At 61.3% G+C, this 17,051-nt stretch carries 16 protein-coding genes and 1 pseudogene; 16 read left to right on the top strand and 1 reads right to left on the bottom strand.

Annotated elements, in window-relative coordinates; genetic code table 11:
* The first annotated feature begins 183 nt into the window (after nucleotides 1-183).
* From HOW07_RS12515 to HOW07_RS12500, 4 genes are all read left to right on the top strand, one after another.
* Complete coding sequence (locus tag HOW07_RS12515) at nucleotides 184-513, top strand: hypothetical protein (protein WP_137243931.1); 330 nt, start codon at nucleotides 184-186, stop codon at nucleotides 511-513.
* A complete protein-coding gene (locus tag HOW07_RS12510; RefSeq protein WP_175117336.1) occupies nucleotides 510-1,037 on the top strand; it encodes a hypothetical protein in 528 nt (175 codons plus the stop codon). The genes HOW07_RS12515 and HOW07_RS12510 overlap by 4 nt, the downstream gene beginning before the upstream one ends.
* A gap of 346 nt (nucleotides 1,038-1,383) precedes the next feature.
* Nucleotides 1,384-2,310, top strand: coding sequence for an NAD-dependent epimerase/dehydratase family protein (locus HOW07_RS19865; protein ID WP_175117335.1), 927 nt, complete (start codon nucleotides 1,384-1,386; stop codon nucleotides 2,308-2,310).
* A gap of 48 nt (nucleotides 2,311-2,358) precedes the next feature.
* Nucleotides 2,359-3,015, top strand: a complete 657-nt coding sequence (locus HOW07_RS12500; protein ID WP_256430043.1) for a ScbR family autoregulator-binding transcription factor — start codon at nucleotides 2,359-2,361, stop codon at nucleotides 3,013-3,015.
* On the opposite strand, the gene HOW07_RS12495 is transcribed toward HOW07_RS12500, so the two are convergent.
* Entirely contained in the window at nucleotides 3,002-3,943 is a 942-nt protein-coding gene (locus tag HOW07_RS12495; protein ID WP_175117333.1) for an AvrD family protein, read from the bottom strand. The two genes, HOW07_RS12500 and HOW07_RS12495, sit on opposite strands and share 14 nt — an antisense overlap.
* A 199-nt stretch (nucleotides 3,944-4,142) precedes the next feature.
* On the opposite strand from HOW07_RS12495, the gene HOW07_RS12490 reads away from it, so the two are divergent.
* The 12 genes and pseudogenes from HOW07_RS12490 to HOW07_RS12445 all read left to right on the top strand — a co-directional run bounded on the left by HOW07_RS12490 (nucleotide 4,143) and on the right by HOW07_RS12445 (nucleotide 16,866).
* Nucleotides 4,143-4,484 (top strand): Lsr2 family protein, encoded by a 342-nt coding sequence (locus HOW07_RS12490; RefSeq protein ID WP_175117332.1) that lies wholly within the window; start codon nucleotides 4,143-4,145, stop codon nucleotides 4,482-4,484.
* Between the two features lie 82 nt (nucleotides 4,485-4,566).
* Entirely contained in the window at nucleotides 4,567-5,379 is an 813-nt protein-coding gene (locus tag HOW07_RS12485; RefSeq protein WP_175117331.1) for a GIY-YIG nuclease family protein, read from the top strand.
* A 643-nt stretch (nucleotides 5,380-6,022) separates the two neighbouring features.
* Entirely contained in the window at nucleotides 6,023-6,679 is a 657-nt protein-coding gene (locus tag HOW07_RS12480; RefSeq protein ID WP_175117330.1) for a hypothetical protein, read from the top strand.
* Nucleotides 6,676-7,173: a hypothetical protein gene (locus tag HOW07_RS12475; RefSeq protein WP_175117329.1), complete on the top strand. Its 498-nt coding sequence runs from the start codon at nucleotides 6,676-6,678 to the stop codon at nucleotides 7,171-7,173. Before HOW07_RS12480 ends, HOW07_RS12475 begins: the two co-directional genes overlap by 4 nt.
* A gap of 8 nt (nucleotides 7,174-7,181) precedes the next feature.
* Nucleotides 7,182-7,592 carry a helix-turn-helix transcriptional regulator gene (locus tag HOW07_RS12470; protein ID WP_371743672.1) on the top strand — a complete coding sequence of 137 codons (411 nt, stop codon included), beginning with the start codon at nucleotides 7,182-7,184 and terminating at the stop codon, nucleotides 7,590-7,592.
* Nucleotides 7,593-8,165: 573 nt separating this feature from the next.
* On the top strand, nucleotides 8,166-9,185 hold the full coding sequence (locus tag HOW07_RS12465; protein WP_175117328.1) for a hypothetical protein: 1,020 nt from the start codon (nucleotides 8,166-8,168) through the stop codon (nucleotides 9,183-9,185).
* A gap of 622 nt (nucleotides 9,186-9,807) precedes the next feature.
* Nucleotides 9,808-10,008 (top strand): AbrB/MazE/SpoVT family DNA-binding domain-containing protein, encoded by a 201-nt coding sequence (locus HOW07_RS19860; RefSeq protein WP_371743671.1) that lies wholly within the window; start codon nucleotides 9,808-9,810, stop codon nucleotides 10,006-10,008.
* Entirely contained in the window at nucleotides 10,005-11,795 is a 1,791-nt protein-coding gene (locus HOW07_RS12460) for a DNA methyltransferase (protein WP_175117327.1), read from the top strand. The genes HOW07_RS19860 and HOW07_RS12460 overlap by 4 nt, the downstream gene beginning before the upstream one ends.
* A pseudogene (locus HOW07_RS19855) lies at nucleotides 11,792-12,436 on the top strand (N-6 DNA methylase); the annotation flags it as partial. The gene HOW07_RS12460 and the pseudogene HOW07_RS19855, both read left to right, overlap by 4 nt.
* 870 nt (nucleotides 12,437-13,306) lie before the next feature.
* The gene (locus HOW07_RS19495) at nucleotides 13,307-13,681 is read left to right on the top strand and encodes a hypothetical protein (protein ID WP_254628340.1); all 375 of its coding nucleotides are present in this window, start codon (nucleotides 13,307-13,309) and stop codon (nucleotides 13,679-13,681) included.
* A gap of 64 nt (nucleotides 13,682-13,745) precedes the next feature.
* A complete protein-coding gene (locus HOW07_RS12450; RefSeq protein ID WP_175117325.1) occupies nucleotides 13,746-15,404 on the top strand; it encodes an McrB family protein in 1,659 nt (552 codons plus the stop codon).
* Nucleotides 15,405-15,759: 355 nt separating this feature from the next.
* Entirely contained in the window at nucleotides 15,760-16,866 is a 1,107-nt protein-coding gene (locus HOW07_RS12445; RefSeq protein WP_175117324.1) for a hypothetical protein, read from the top strand.
* The last annotated feature ends 185 nt before the right edge of the window (nucleotides 16,867-17,051 follow it).

The following is a 17,051-nucleotide window of genomic DNA, read 5'->3' as shown; positions in this document are numbered from 1 at the left end:
AACTCCTCGATCGACTTGCGCTGCAAAAACGACAATCGCGAGGCGAGTCTTGCACGGTTCGACCCCGAATCCAATACTTGACAACTCGCCCCACTTAGTTAGTGTAACTGCCACGGGGAGCGTCTCTCATGGGGGGAACGATCTTCGCGATATCCATCGCTGCACAATTCAAAGGAGAGATGCATGAAGAACTGGAAGAAGGCCGTCGCCGTCGTCGCGGTTGCGGGCGCACTGATCGTCGGCGGCGGGAGCGCAGCGAACGCGGCGACGACGCAGTTCGGCTCACAGACGTGTTCCGGCGGCCTCCGGGCCGCGGTCTACCTCGGCGCGTCCGGCAACATGTCGCTCGCGCAGTCGTGGAACGGCGGCAACCACTCGGAGAACTGGTCCAACGGCTCCACCTCGACGACCCGCGTCAAGGTTGTGCCGATCGGCGTCGCGACGATGACGTCCGGCTCCGGCACCTACTCCAGTGGCTGGAGCCAGCAGGGCAAGGATTGCCGAGCCTGGTGATTCGACCACTCAGAACGCTGGTGGCGGCCGTGCTTTTCTGCGCGGTCGCCACCAGCGCCGCGTGCAGCTCACCTCCACCAATCCCCGCAGAATCGCCCGCGCCATTGTCCTTCGACGACGGCTCACAGCCGGACTACGGCAAGGACATGGTGGCCTGCCTCTCCGAGGGAGGCTGGCCGGTTTCCCTGGGAACCGACGGCGGATTCAAGACATCGACCATCCCCGAGGACCAGCTGGATCTCTATCAGGCGAACGTTGATTCATGCCTCAAGAGCTTTGGCTACGACAAGCCAGTTCCCGCCCTGTCGGACGACCAGCTCAAGGAGCTGTACCCTCACGTCCTCTGGGAGTGGAAGTGTCTCGACGAGCGCGGGTACGGACCAGAGGCGCCGCCATCAGAGCAGTCGTTCGTCGATTTTTATCACAACAACGGTGGCACGTGGACACCCTATTCACAGTTCACCTCGACCCTTGGTGACGACGAACTGAACAAGCTTCTCGATGCCTGCCCTCGCTCCCAGTAGGGTCCTTGGCGATAACCGCCGAAGTTTCGTTCCGGAAGGGCAGGGCGCCCCGGGTGCGCACGAGTGCCCTCCGGCTCGCCGGGCGCGGCCTGCCCCAACGGTGGACGGTCGAGCCGCATCAGCCGATGCAGTCAGATCGCTTCTTACGCAGCGGCGCACTTCGCCAGACGAAAAGGTCGAAGCCCCTCTCGCCCACCTCTTCGCACTAAGCGGATCAACCCAGTTACACCCCAGCTCGCGCCATGTGATTGCAAATGAGTAGGTCACACCGGTTTACAACCACTCAGCGGATGCGCCTCATTGTTTCCTGCCGCAGTGGGTCAACTCCCGCCCGTCGGGCTCGGAGATGACCCGTCTCAGAGTCGCCCTCACGGGCTCTACAGGGATGATCGGCCGGCGCATCGGAGATGCGCTCGCAGAACGGGGTGCCTCCGTGACCGTTCTGTCACGCCAGGATAGGCTTCCGCCGCATCAGTTCTCCCGGGTCCTCGGGACTCTCCGAGACCACGACGCATTGACCCGATTGGTGGCTGGCGCGGACGTCCTCATACATGCCGCGAGCTACGTCGGTCCAGATGAGGACCTGCAGCGGGAAACGAACATCGCTGGCACGGTGCGTCTGTACCGCACGGCCGAGCTAGCCGGTGTGCGTCGCATCGTTTACCTCAGCACGACCGGCGTCTACGGCGACAGTCACGAAAACGGAGCAACAGAACTTACCGCCATCGCCTCGCCCGCATCTCCACTGAGCCACTCTCGCAGAGCCGCTGAAGTCGAGACGCTTTCGCGGGGAGGTGTCGTACTGCGGCCAAACCTGGTTGCTGGCGAAGGCGACCGATGGTTCCTCCTCCCCCTAGTGGGCACCATGGCGCGTCTCGGTGGCTGGATCGGCTCTGACCATGGAGAGGTTTCGTGGATAGACAGTGGCACGCTCGGGCGGGTAGCGGCAGGGATTGCCGTGGCACCTGACGCCGCTGGCGTGTTCCATGCCGCCTATCCGGAGCCAGTGCCAATCCGCGACCTTGTGCTGCCGGTGCTCGACGCCGCTAAGCAAGAACCACCGATTCGATCCCTAACAATCGGAGAAGCAGCAGCGGCCCTAGCGCCTCTGGGAGTCACGCGTCGAGCACTCGCGATGATTGCTGGGGATCGCTGGATCAACGCAGACAAATTGTGGTCGAAGTTACCGGCGCTCCCGCAGACTCCCGCCACGCTCGGGGCTCGCGACCTAGGCTGGTACGTACAGTCGCTCGCTGCGGCACCCAACCGGTAGTCATCCAGCTCGAGCAGCAGACCAGATTTACGCAGGAGAGAGGCTCACATGCCGGCGACACGGCGCACACCCACGCAGGAACGCGGACAGGTGACTCAGAAGGCGGTCGTCGAAGGTGCGGCCGAGGTCTTTGACCGAATTGGCTTCGGTAATGCAAGTCTCTCGATGATTGCGGAAGCATCTGGCATCTCGCAGGGCTCGATGTACTTCCACTTCAAGTCGAAAGAGCAGATTGCTCTGGCGGTTATCCATGAGCAACACGCGAGATCCCTGCCAGTGATGGCTCGGGTCAGCGAACAGTATGTGGGCGCGCTTGAACGACTTATCCGGGCGTCACGAGCGATCGTCGATCAGTTGGAGACCGATGCCGTGGTACGTGCGGGCATCCGCCTCGCCCTCGACGAGGGTTCCCTGAGTGCCCCCGCGGGCAGCTTCTACGAGGACTGGATCGCTGGGACTGCTTCCGAGCTCGAAACCGCCCTCGAAGCCGGAGAGCTCGTAAGTTCAATGTCTGCGGCGGACCTCGCCCGGACCCTCATCGGATTCTTCACGGGAGTACAGCTGACGGCCCAGGCGACCATCGGACGATCGGAAGTCGCCGTGTCGGTCAATCGCATGTGGATATTCACTATCGATGCCATCGTGCCAGAGGAACATCGAGCCGCTGCAAACCGCATCCGGGAGCACGCTTTCAGCGGGTTGTAGGCGCCGCGCGATAGGCCAGGGACGCCGCGGCGGACGCGCCAGTCGACGTAGTCGCTGTCACCTCAAACAACTTCCATTGCTGTTCACCACGTACCAGGGACGTGGCCTTCACGATCTCGAGCCGCATGTCGACGCTTGAGATCTGAGCCTCCCTCGGAGGGGTGCGAAACACCGCCTTTCGCATCCAGAGCGTGTCGGCTTCCGCTCGCGAGACCCCGCCGATTCTGTAAATGAGCACCTGCGCTTGCTGTGCTGAAAGTGCCAGCAGATCGACCGTCGATAGCTGGCTGAGAAGCTCATCGGACGTGGTCAGGTCCGGGATGTGCCGAGCATCCACGAACTCGGCTGAGGCATTCGGCTCTTCGAAGGTACTCAGCCAAGCCTGACTGCTCGTGCTCACGACTTCGACATTCCGACGAGCCCCCAATAAGGACTCAGACTCGCCACGCTCGCGCCGGTATTGATCGCCCTGGGCCCGCACGAGAAGCCGCACGATGATCCCACCGACCGTGCACTCTGCCGCGATGACATCTGTTTCATGTCGGTTTTGCACGACACACCGCACGGGGATCTGGCGTAGCTCGCCGTGTGGCTTGCTACCCGCGCGGAGTTCAGCCTCGAGGATGTGCAAGCCGGTCGCCTCGTGATTCTCGGACGAAAGCGCTAAGACGAGCGTTTTCTCGGCGAAGGCGAAGGCGTCGATAGAACTGAGATGGGGAACAAGCACTTTGCCAGGCTTTGTGGACCAATTTACAGGGTAGGAAGCAGTACCAACAGCGGAGGCGACCACACGACTTCCGTCCACCTCGACCTCGAGGTGACGAAGGCGGCGGTCTACAGCTTTGTGTCCTGTCGCCAGATAACGCCCGGTACCCGGCCCTAGCGCGTCCTCGAAAGTCTGATCTTGAGGCAATATTTTATAACTCATGCGCACAGCTTAGAACGAGGACGCATTGTCATGCGGGCCCAGTCGTCGCGCTATAGTTCATTCGGTCGATAGACAGTCGGATGGAGCCAAACAATCGCCATCCCCCGGCGCTGTATTACGCCTGTAAGCACGCGCGATCGACAGGCTCCGCATGCCGCGCGAAAGTACCGCGGCGACCGTGACAAGAGATAGGTAGGGTATGGCCCAGAAAATTGTGACCACGCTGGTCGACGACCTCGATGGCTCCGAGCTGAAGCAGGGTGAAGGCAAGACGATCACCTTCGGTCTGGAAGGCTCGACCTACGAGATCGACTTGTCCGAGAAGAACGAGAAGGCCCTTCGCGCTGCCCTTGAGCCTTTCGTCAAGGCCGCGCGCAACTCGTCGAAGTCAAAGGTAACCAGCTCGGCTGGTTCGACTCGCAGCAACAAGGAAGAGCTCTCGGCCGCCCGCAGCTGGCTCCGCGCAAACGGCCACGATGTCTCCGACCGTGGACGTATCCCGGCCACGCTCCTCGAGAAGTTCCGCTCAGCCGCGAAGTAACAACAGGTTCCAGCGCAGGGCGCCCCGCCGACGGCGTGCGTGGCGTCCTGCGCGGGCCTGTACAGAGTGGGGAAGGACTTCGATGGCGCTGACGCTCGGCCCACTCTTGATCGGTGCCGGCATCGACCCACCTGACGCGCTTGTGATCCGCCACACCTACGTTCGTGAACACGAAGAGAGCGGACTGCGCGGCATCCACGCCGACTCCACGGGCGCCGAGATCCTTGAGTACACGCGGAGTCAGTCTCCCGATCCCAGGCGGTTCCCCATCGCCCCGGCACCGTTCTGGGTCGTGTTCATCCGTGAAGGAGGGGACCGAGCCAGGCTGTGGTCTGTCGTGGAGAACCGCGGCGAAGTGGATCGCACGGAACACCTTCGGATGTTTGATCTCGTTCAGTCTCCACACATGGAGGATCTCCGCGACCGGCTAGTGGTCGGCTGGCGGTCTCCGCGCACCTGGCGCATGAACGCAACCACTGCGGCGAGCTATCCCGTGGTTGAGATCGCAGATGCCGAGCCGGTGCCCTTTCCTGGTTTCGATCGGCTCGTATTGAACTACAACCAGCTGCAGGCAGTGGCTCGCGAGCCTCGGTATGCGTCCTGGCGAACTGCCTTGGCATCAGTCGTTGGCGTCTACCTGATCACTGACACCCGCGACGGGCGTCACTATGTCGGAAAGGCCGACGGAGCGGAGAGTATCCGTCAGCGCTGGAGCTCCTACGCGTCCAGCGGGCACGGCGGTAACGCGGGCCTGCGCGGTCTCGACCCATCGAGCTTTCGATACTCGCTGTTGCGAGTGTTCGATCCGTCGACGCCGACGCAGGTCATCGACGCGGCCGAGGGACACTTCAAGGTTGCGCTGGACAGCCGCAGACACGGACTGAACCGAAACTGAGTTCGGGTTGGCCCGCGCTACTTAGTTGCCCTACGCGGGGATCTGTAGGACACGCCTCATGACTGGCCCGCCCGGCTCCAGCCTGAATGAGACGACGATATTTGCCGGGCCCGAAAGAGACAACCGGGAGACGAGCACAAACTCCCTGGTTTCACCTGCGTCCAGTGACGAGGGCTCACTAGAAATCTCTCGAAGTCGAACCTTGTCGAGATCAGTCAAACCTTCGATCTCGACGGAGAAGGCCACCTCCGGCCCCTCGTTCAGAAGACACCATGTCTCGCCCGCCTTATGCCGTACCGAGAACGACGCACGGGCAACGCTGTCTGGGGCCCCGAGCACGCTCTGCGGCTCTCCCAGAGTCTCCATGGACGCAGTGAGGGTTGCTCGCTCCTGGGTATCTCGGGATCGCCGATTGGTCGCGTACGTCAGGTACCCAAAAACGCCCGCTACGACCACAGCCGCCGCGCCCGAGGCGGATCCGACCCATTGGGCCACCAATGAAGCTGATTCGTAGGGCGTCATGGTGTGAATCATAGCGATTCGGGCTCAGATCGAACCTGGCGCGTCAGGGCCGTATTTCAATTACAAAGGCGGCAATTTGGCTTCACAAACGTGGACAGATAGTTCATAATCAGCAGCAGAAGTGCGGCTCAACTATCGTCAACGTATATACAAGCTCAAGGTCACGATCGTGGCCCTGGTTTCGCTCGGAATCGGCATTGGCCTGCAGGTAGTTGCGAACTACGCTGGTCGCACCCCGGGGTTGGAGTGGGTCGACTTCTGGCAGGTCGGAAGTATCGGCGGGACGCTCTTCGCGGCCGGCCTCTTCGGGATCGTCTGGGACTACTTCGATGGCAAGGACAAGGAAGCCCGAGAAGACGAACGCATCCGCCGTCTCCTCAAGGAGTCGGCGCCGGCCTTTCGTGACGCCGTCGTCCGCGGGTTTGGAGTCGAGAGCGATGATCTGAAACGCGTCGCCACTCCCGAACTGCTGGACAGCATCGCGACCAATGCCTTGGCGCTCCGTCTGAACGATCGAGACTTCGCGCGGGAGATCTATCAGGAGGTTCGAGACCAGGTCATCCACGCCTCGGAGCGCTGGTACGACGCCGACGTATCCATCCGGCTCAGCAGCCTCCCTGCGCCGGCCGCTGCCGGCCCAGCCCGCTTCGAGGTCACCATCCAGTGGGAGTACACCCTCACGCCAACAACTCTCATACGCAGGTTCCCTGCACCTCAGATCGTGAAGAGTTCCATGAGCTCATCTCGGATATCCCGGCGACGTCGACGTGGTTCATGACGCCGCGCCCTGGCTTCAATGCCAGCGAGCGAGATGCGTTCGAACTCTTGCAATTCTCCGTGGACGGCGAAGACCGCGCCATCCGTAGGTCCCAACGCAAAGCAGGACAGACCTACTCGGTGAACATCGGCGACGACGTCGTTCATGCCGCTCGGCCAGTTCGGATCCGCCATGTCTACCGAACGATCACGGCGCAGAGCGGGCACCTGCTCACGGTCGCGCTTTCACAACCAACCCGCGGGCTAAAGCTCTCCATGGACTACACGAACACGACCATCGCCTCGATGCGCGTCAGCGACCTCGTCTCAAGTGCCCGGCGCCCTCGGGTCTCGCGCCTCCCGCAGCAGACGCACGGGAAGGAGCTCACCATCGATGTCGATGGCTGGCTCCTTCCGCAGGCCGAAGTCTCCTTCGTATGGACGCTCGCTAGCGAGTCTGTAGCAGACTCCGCAACGACGCCACCAGCTGCCGCAGACTCCAGCGTCGCTGCGTAGCGTTTCCCATGTACAGCCCATCTCCACCGCTCATCGTGCGCCTCCTATTGGGACCGTGGCGTTTCCCCGGCCCTCATCGTCCACTTTGGCATGTATACATGCGCAAGTCGAGTGTCATTTTCGGACAAGGTCGAAGCATGGCGACCGGCAGGGCATCCGAACCATGGGACGCCTATGCCCGCGAGCTCGGACACAACCTGCTACGTGCCCGTTCCGCCAGCAACCTTAGCCAAGAGCGCGCCGCCCATGCCGCGGGAATCAGCAGCTTCACTTACCGGAAACTGGAAAAGGGAGAGTCGAACCCGGGGACGCCAGCGAACCCGCGACTTCGAACCCTCGTAGCGCTTGCTGAGGTGTTTGAAACCTCCGTGCAAGAGCTGATCCCCAGGAGCGAGCCCGGAATTGCGGCTGGCCGTTGACTGACAGTAGCTATATCGATGGCAATCGTCCATGACCCATCCTGCCGGGGCAGATGCTGAAGCCGTGAGATTCCACCCGTCTACTCGAGGCCAATACCCCGCCTGCCGCAGGAACGGGTCGGCTATGCGTGCGGCTTCTCGGACTACCACCTTCCGAAAGTTTCAAAGAGCGGGTCGAAGCCGGGCACGCTGCCCAACCCGTCTCTCAACGGGATCATGGCCATTGCGTAGGTGCTCGACATCGAGCTGAGTGACCTGGCGGCCAAGCATTGGCTCGATCTGCGCGCGACAGACCCGTTACGGCCAGGCGTTCTACGTTGCAGTAGTTCTGAACGCGGATCACCTCGAGTCGACCGTGGCCGGTCGGTGACATCGTCCTCGAAGGTCTATCCGTGCCAGGATGGATCGATCATAGATGGAGGCATGGTGGCATCCGAAGAGGAAGCTGTTGTTGTACCGCTTGTCCCGACTAGCGCGGAACCCAGCACTGAAGTGATGCTTCGAATGCTGCTGAACCGCGAGGCGGTAGTCATCAGCCGAGGTACTTTACAATCATCTACAACATACTCTGGGATGGTTGCCCAGACGTCAGGCGCGTTCGCGAAAGCGGTTGGCGAGGCCCTAGGCAATACAGTTCGTGCCACTTCTTCATCTGACCTTTACCACGTCATCCTTCCCACCGGCGCGGTGGCCCGCGACCTGGTTCCCGCCATCGGCGGCGGATTTAGAGGCATCGTGCGCAGCGGTGGCTCCACCGCTTTCGCGGGCCAAGCTCGATTGATTCCTGCCGCAGTAGGAACGGGAGCCGCCCTTGCAGCGGGACCCCTGATCGCTACGGTCGGGCTCGCCGTTGCGGGCGAAATGCTCGCGCAGCATCAGGTGAATAAGAAACTCGCGAACCTTCAGACGGCCGTCACTGATCTGAAGGCACGGATGGACGACCAGGAACGTTCAGTCCTGACGACCGCCTCGCAGCAAGCGGGGAAGGTTGCTGGCTACCTCCTCGACCGCGCACACATTCCCTCCATCTCGTCGGCGGCTCACGCCTTTGGCGATCTCGACACCCTCACGAATTCGTACATCGACCGGCTAGAGCGCTGGCTGGGCGTAGCAAAATTGCACCAGAGCCTCGAACGCGTCTACGCCCCGGACCTCATGAAGGCCTTGGTCGGTAGTCGCGAAAATCAGACGCAGGCGTTCGAGCAGATGGTCGCGCAGACTTACGAGGCTCTGGCGCTCCGCGCGCGAGTAACGGTGCTAGAAAAGATAGCCGCTGAGTTTTCGAATGGCGACCGTTCGCTACCGCATGTCGAACGAGTCTTGCGCCACGAACTCTCCATACTCGCAGCTCACCAAGACCAGCTCGTAACTCTGCTCGACGACTTGAACGTGCTGCAGATCGATTCGAGCAGAGTGCCAATCGCATTCGCGGGCAGCAGGACCCTCGGAGCCCGCACCAGCTTCGCGCGACTTGCTAGAGCGCTCCACGCGACACCGGACAGTCCGCCTCTGTTAAGCGAAGCCGATCAGACCGTACTTGAGCTGTCCCCCTCACCCGAAGGCCTGTCGATCATATCCCCAACCGCTGCATGATCTCTGCCGGTCCATGGACTCGGAAATGAAATAGCCTGGCGCCTTCACCGGGCCTGAGATAATCGAGCTCTCATGAACAGCAACCTAGTGGCCGTCCTGCACAGTCTTCCGGTCGGAACGGGTGCTCGCACGCTGGCGCGCGTTGACATCGCGCGCCGCGCACTTGGGCTTGACAGCTACTCAGTGGCAAACCTCTACCCAACGCGACTCGCGAGTTCAGGTCGCACCGCTGACGACGAAGCCGTATGGCAGGCAGGCCGTCGCGATGTCGCTACGGAGGTAGCAAGAGGCGACTCGACGGATGTCCTCCTGGGCTACGGAGTGAGCTTGCCGACTGGACAATCGCGCACGTTGCATCGCGCCCAGCTGCGTTGGCTGGACACCCACCTCCTGACTGCCGGGGTGCGCGTCTGGACCTTCGGCGGTCGACCGCATCACCCTTCTCGGTGGCAGCGGGTAGTGTACCGACGTCGAGCAGGAGCAACAGTCGAGGAGCTCGCGCACCAACTCCTCCAGGCGGCGACGGCACAGGAGTAGGGCAAAACACGGATCTTCTTCCCCTTCTTGACCGCCGCGCCGATCTATTACAGCTATTAGCTCTCGATGCCCGTACGGTGGGGGCGTGGGCAAGCGAGCGGTAGTGTGGCACGGTCCCCGTACCTTAACGCAGGTGCGGCAAGTCTGTATCCCGGTGGAGCTCTTGAGGGAGCTCAATCTGGACGCGGGTGATGAACTCCAGTTCGCGCTGTCCGTGGATGGTGACGAGATTCGAGTGCGACCGGCCAGTCCTGACGGACGCGCGAGAAGAAAGAAGGATGCATGAGTGACCCGGATGAGGATGTCAGCGCACTCTACAACGCACCCCTCCCCGCTGACCGGACCGGCCCCCTCTATAATGCCTTCTCCTATCCAACAAAGATCTCTGCGGAGAGTGTTGGACTGTTCATCGCTTGCCACACGCAGCCTGGTGATCGAGTGCTCGACGTCTTCGGCGGCTCGGGCACGACCGCAATTGGCGCATTGTTGTGCGAGCGCCCGACGGCAAGGATGCTCGACATCGCCGCAGCGCGTGGCCTCAGACCGACTTGGGGGGCGCGCAACGCCACGGTCTACGAACTTTCGGAGATCGGAACGCTGCTTGCACGCGTCATGACGCACGCACCTGACCCACTTGAGTTCAATGCAGCAGCCCGGCAGCTGTTGACTGAGGCTGAGCGCCTCGAGTCTGGTCTCTACCAGGCGCTCAGTCCCGTCGGAGAAACTGGGACAATTCGTCAGGTCATCTGGTCGGACGTGGTGAAGTGCCCGCGCTGCTCCCTTGAGACGACCTATGCGGCGACTCGCGTGCGCTACGGCCCGCTCCGCTTCGAAGACTTTCATACCTGCGAATGCGGCTACCACGGCCCGAGTGACAGCTGGTCGCGGGTCATCGACGAGCATCCGGATCCTTGGACGGGGAGGCCCTCGCCCCGACGCAAGCGGGTGCCGTGGAAGGTATACGGCACATCGAAGTCCGGGAACTGGAGCCGGCCAGCGACGGCACACGATAACTCTGTCGTGGCGGCGGTGAGCGACTCGCTTCCGCCCGGAACGCCCATCGCTGAGCTCAAGTGGGGGGACCTTCATCGCAGCGGCTATCACCAGGGCATGACGCATCTTCACCATCTGTACACGCCGAGGAATTTCCGGGCGTTGGCCACTGTGTGGAATCTTGTCGCTGAGGCGCCAGCCCACCTTCAAGAGGCACTACGCCTGTGGGTCCTCTCTTACAATGCTTCCCACTCCACTCTCATGACGCGCGTTGTAGTCAAGAAGAATGCCCGCGACTTTGTGGTAACAGGTGCGCAATCCGGGGTGATGTACGTTAGCGGCCTCCCGGTGGAGAAAAATGTTCTTGTTGGCCTCAAGCGGAAGATGAAGACCTTTGTGGATGCCTTCTCGCTGCTTCACGGCCTCTCTGGCGACGCAGAGATCGTCACCGGGAGCTCAACAGATCTTCGTCTGGACGATGAATCTATCGACTATGTTTTCACCGACCCGCCATTCGGTGCATATATTCCTTACTCGGAGATTAATCAGCTCAATGAGTTGTGGCTAGGGGCTACGACGAACGCTGCTGAAGAGGCAATCATCTCGCCCGCGCAGAACAAGTCCGTCGGGGAATACCAAGGGTTGTTGACGTCGGTGTTCACAGAGGTCGCCCGGGTGATGAAGCCGAAGGCTAACGTGACCCTTGTGTTCCACTCTGCCCATGCGTCAGTGTGGCAAGCTCTCACTTCGAGTCTTGCTGAGGCAGGGCTCACAGTCACGGCAGCGAGTATCCTCGACAAAACGCAAGGTAGTTTTAAGCAGGTGAGCGGGCACAACGCGGTGAGCGGCGATCCCTTGCTCCGGCTCTCGAAGGCGGCACCGGTAGCGCTCGCGTCATCTGGACACCTCAGCATGTTAGAGATGGCCACTCGCGGCAGTGAGCACCAGGGCGGTCAGCTAGCATATACATCTCGCGATAGACATCACGAGTATTCCGCGCTCGTCGGCAGGGCACTCGTCGGCGGCGTGGCGGTAACGCTCGATGCGAGCGCCCTATATCAAATTCGGGAGCTAGAGTGAGCGTCATTGTCAATCTTGACAATTCTCGCAAGAAGGCTCTGGGGCAGTACTTCAGCGGGCGCCGCGTAGGACGACTGCTTGCTGCACTGGCCCAAGCCGACATAGCGCGGCGAATCATCGACCCCATGGTCGGTTCTGGAGACCTCCTTGCTTCATGCGTCGAGGTGGGCGCATCTCCGTTGTCACTGGTTGGGTTCGACCTTGACCCCATAGCCGTTGAGCAGGCAGAGCGCGCATTGGACGGACTGTCCGGCGTGTCCTTGTCCGTCGCGAACGCGTTTGAAGCGAGTTATCCAGAGGATCCGTTTGATCTGGTTATAACCAACCCACCGTACATACGGTATCAATCGCAGGGCGGCGTTGACGGCATTGATATACCGCTCGCAGGTCAAGTGCGGGACGGCTTGATTCGGCTCATACAGTTCCGTCCCGGGTTAGATTACGACTACCGAGCTGCGTTACTTCGCGCCGCGAAGCGCTACCCGGGGACGGCCGATCTGGCTGTCCCGTCTTGGATCTTGTCTGCGGCTCTCGTGGCTGACCGGGGCGCGCTGGCAGTGGTGGCACCACAAGCCTGGCTCACGAGGAGCTACGCGCAGGCTGTCCGTGAGTTATTGGACGAGGCCTTCGACGTCGAATACATAGTCGAAGATGGCGACGCAAGTTGGTTCAATGAGGCACAAGTCCGCACCCAGCTCGTAGTCGCTCGCCGAAATCAGACGAGACGTGCGAGCACCGTCATCATGGCGCGCGCCACTCGGAGTATCGACACAGACGGGTACTTCCGTGGCGACTTCCTAGACGAACTGGGCGTTGCCGCTGCGCTTCGGAAGGTCCGGGGCGCTACGCCCCAGGTTGTGACTAGGGGGCTCACCGCTCATCGGGAGATAGCTGGGCGAATGGCGGCACGAGATGGTGCGGGCCACATACCGGTTCGCGTGCAAGCCGTGCTTGGCTCCGTTAGCGAACAGCCGCTCATCCGCAGTCTCGAGTCGTACGGCTGGCGGGCTGGACAAGGCCTTCGGACGGGAGCGAACGACTTCTTTTACCTCCAAGCTGAAGCCGGCGGCGCGCGTACAGGAATGCGATGGGGGTGCGAGCTGCTCCCGATTCCCGAAGAATGTCTGCTGCCCGTTGTCCGTCGCCAGAGTGACCTTGGTGACGCGCTTGACGTGGTCGACGGTTCAGCTCTGCCCTCCCGGGCCTTATACCTGCGGGGCTGGGCAACTCCATCAGACATCCGCGCAACGGGAGCCAAGGCTGCGTCTCTATCCGCGGCGGTGTCGCGGTGGATTTCTCGGGTCGAGGTTGCACCACTCAACGATCGCACAGGGGCTCGACTGTTTCCCGAATTGGCCGCGGTTGCTCCGAATGTGCGTCGGGACCGCTCCGGGAAGCAAACGGGATTCTGGTACCAGCTCCCTTCGCTCACACCGCGGCACCGTCCTGCAATGTTCATGGCGAGAGTCTGCGGTTCGTCCCCAACGGCGTATGCAAATACTTCTGGGGCGGTGGTAGACGCCAATTTCTCCACACTTTGGATGGTGGAAGAGGATGCGCTTGAGGTCTCGGCGCTTCTCGCGTTGTTACATTCGTCGTGGGTGCTGGCCAATCTCGAGGCAAACTGTACAGTGCTCGGTGGTGGTGCGCTGAAGGTCGAAGCGGCTGATCTTCGACGGTTGGCCTTGCCTGATCTTGATGACGAGCATCGAGGGTTGCTCGCGTCTCTCGGCACTCGGCTGATGTCAGAGGGACGTTCACGAGAGACTCAGAAGGCGATCGACCTCCTGGTAGTTGATGCATTGGGCATGCGCGATATCCAGGGCGCCTCGACGGTGATTGAGCAACTTGCCGGCGAGCTACTAGAGCAACGAGCGGCGCGCTAGCCCTGCCTCCATCAGATGTCTGTGTACCGCCATAGAGTGGTACTGACTGATGAGAGGTTGATGGATGGAACTTGCGCTCGAAACGATCCGCGTGCTGCGGCGGTTCAAGAATGCCGTCCTCGAGGGGGCACCCGGCACCGGTAAAAGTCACGTCGTCGGACAGGTCGCCGATATGTGGATGGAGGAGACTGGACGACCGCTCATCGGCAACGGCCGCGGTGCGTACGCCATAACGCTGCACCCAAACACGACCTATGAAGAGTTTGTTGAGGGTCTCCGATACGACGACGACGACGACAAGTTCAGACGCAAGGATGGTTTTCTGCGTCGCGTCATCATCGAGGCGGAGAGCAATCCGAATTCTGACTACGTTGTGCTCATCGACGAGTTGAATCGTGCCAACGTGCCGAAGGTCTTCGGCGATCTGTTGCTGACCATGGAGGCGAGCAAGCGGACCGTGTGGGACGGCTCGGCGTGGGTCGGCGGTATGGAGGTCACGCTGCCTTACTCCGAGCAGCCCTTCTCGGTGCCGAGCAATGTGTATCTACTCGGCACGATGAACACGTCGGACAGATCAATCGCGCCTCTTGACTCAGCTCTCCGGCGTCGCTTCGGATTCATCCACGTTGAGCCGATGCTGGGCGACTCCCTTCGACTCGCGGTAGAGGCGGCGGACGGGCGTGATGCAGCCATGCGCATTGGGCGTTCGGTCGACGAGTTCACGAATCTGAACGAAGCCCTTCGCCGGTGCTTAGGGCCGAACGCGATGCTCGGGCATAGCTATCTGTTCGGAGTCGCTGCGACAATCGGTATGGTTGCGCCGATGAGCGACCCTCTTGCTGGCCTTCGGGCCGCAGCCGCTAAGCCGAATATTGTGGGAGTGTTCTGGCTCGAGGCCCGAGTGCTTGACGGGGGAAGTCACAACCAGCTCGGCCTTCCCGACGTTGATGCTGCAATTAGCCGCCAAGGTATCGTGGACAGCTTCTTCCCGATGTCGTCTGATGGGGTCAGAACGCAATCGCGTTCCCCAAAAGGAATCCACGACAAGGTTGATATTGAGTACGACGGCAAGACATACCTCGAGAATGTGGTGCGATTCAATTCAGGTGGCCCGAACTACAAGCTGTACTTGTCGGGGAAGACAGCTGCGGGCCAGAAGTTCAGCAGCGTTGGCGCGACCGGCGCGCTAGATCATAAGGTGCACGTATTTCTTCGCAGGAGAGACGACACGTTGGAGCTGAGGCTCCTCGATCGCAATGATGTGGCGATCGCAGCGCTTCGCTCCGTGAGTACTGCCCCCGATGGCTGGCATGAGCAGACCTCGGGCAGAGGCACGCGCTCTTATGGCGTCGTTGACCTCAAAGCGCTCGCGTCGTCAGGTGGGATTACTCCGAGCGCCGATGAGGATGCCGAACGGATGATATGGCGTTACGCCATTTTGCCCCAGCTGATTGATACAGCGACGCAGGTGGGAGCCACGGAGTTGCTTGCTAGCGTCACGCGAGATTCCTGGCTGAATGCCGCCGGCGTGAGCGATACCGCTGACCGGTGGGTTAAATTTGACCGTTTCCTCGCAGCGCTGTCGATTGCCGTTGAAGAAGAAGGCTATGGGTTGACCCGTGGACTGTCGGTGGTCGACATCCCAGTTGGTGCGGCGGGTGAGTTTGTCGAAGACGCCGATAGATCGGAAGACGACGACAATGGGTCAGACGACACCGAGTAGCGACCCGCACCTTTTCTTGCGGGCGAGTCCGAGGGGAACGCGGTCGGGGTTCGCCGTCTTGCCAGACGGGGCGGGCGGATCTCTAACTGTGACAGTGCTTCCCAAGCCTTGGGCGGACAGCGGTGGGTCGACACGGGAAGTCCGCCACCTCGCTGGGACTACCACCCATGTCGCAATGTACGAGACGGAGTTCGCTCTCCTTCACGCTGATGCGGCGGTGTGTGGGGCGATAGCCTCTAGTGTCACGACGCTCGCTTCTGACCAGTCAGATCTACTTGCAATGGCTGGTCGGCCATCAAAGCTCGTGCCTGTCGAGAGCACAGCTGGTGATCCGTTTCACGATCTCATAGACCTTATGCTGCTCGCCGAGAAGGGGAGCATCGATGACAGCCGGACAGTTTTCGAAGGCGCATTGGCTCCCTCCCTACTTCGGTTATTAATGCAGGAGCGCCTGCTAACGGTAGTCGAGAAGCTGCTATTTCGGGCTCGCCCGCGTTACACGGAACACACTGAGACCCTCACGATGCCTCGAGGCCGCCTGAGCGAGAAGAGCTTGCTCGGCTCGATGACGACGGGGGTTCCGTGGGTCGAGTCGACGTTCGACGAACTCACGCTGGACACGCCTCTTCTGCGAGTGGTCGCTTCAGCGCTTCGTGCGGTAGCCAGCGATCGACTGCCTCGACGGATCGTGAAGCTACGTCCGTCCGTTCCCGGCCGAGCCGCGCAACTCCTTCACCACTTGTCGTCGGTGACGATGATCGAGCGTGAGCAGGCGATTCTCCAGGCAGAACGGCTTTGGCTTGGGCCGCTTGACCGTGATTGGCAACCCGCAATTGATGCTGCGCTGCCGGTGCTGCGTGAACATGGCATTGCCCCTGACGACGCGGAGTCGTCGTCGGACGCTTTTGCCGTTCACGTCCGGATGGAGAAGTTCTGGGAGCAGTGCCTGGAGATGGCGCTCCAGGGCAGCTTTCCCGTGCTCGCTGTGAGTCGCGATGCCGCGCCCGACGAACGCGTGAGCGTGCCCGCGCCGTGGGGCGTCGCGACAGACCCGGACGACGCGAGTGACCCAATCACTGAACGGTTCCCCGACTTCATGTTCCGCGCGGGGCGCCAACTTGTTCTGGCAGACGCCAAGTACAAACTTCATCTGAGCAACGCTCCAAGTTCGCAAGACGGGTACCAGCTCTTCGCGTATAGCCATCTGGCAACGTTAGGCGGACGCCCGTCGGACCTCGCTGTGATTCTGTATCCGGGGAGGGCGGGACAAGAGGCAAAGCAATTCGAGCTCGCACGCATGAGAGACCAGGGCTACCCGCTTTGGCTCAGCACTGTGCCGTTCCCATCCCGTCATAACGTGCAGACTCAGGCGACATGGAACGCGTTCGTGGCGCACCTCAGTGCGACGATTCGTGATCTAGCGGTTTCTTGGGCTTCTCGTACTCACGAAGTGGTTGCCTAGTTGCGCCGCTCTCGGCTCCGTGGTGATCGCGTTGGGAAGAGCCCCAGGTATGCCCGGTCATGCCGGCTGATCAGGGTTGGGCGGAAGTGCCAGCGGTAATTCGCACACTTCTTGCGGGCGTCGAGTGCTGCAACGCCACGAAGAGTATGGCCGCCAATTGTATCGAACGATGGGCGAACAAGTCG

It is taken from the genome of Plantibacter sp. MCCC 1A11337 (assembly GCF_013349365.1).
Lineage (GTDB): Bacteria > Actinomycetota > Actinomycetes > Actinomycetales > Microbacteriaceae > Plantibacter > Plantibacter flavus_A.
Note: the sequence above shows the minus strand (reverse complement) of the source record. Positions and strands in the feature narration are given on the sequence as shown.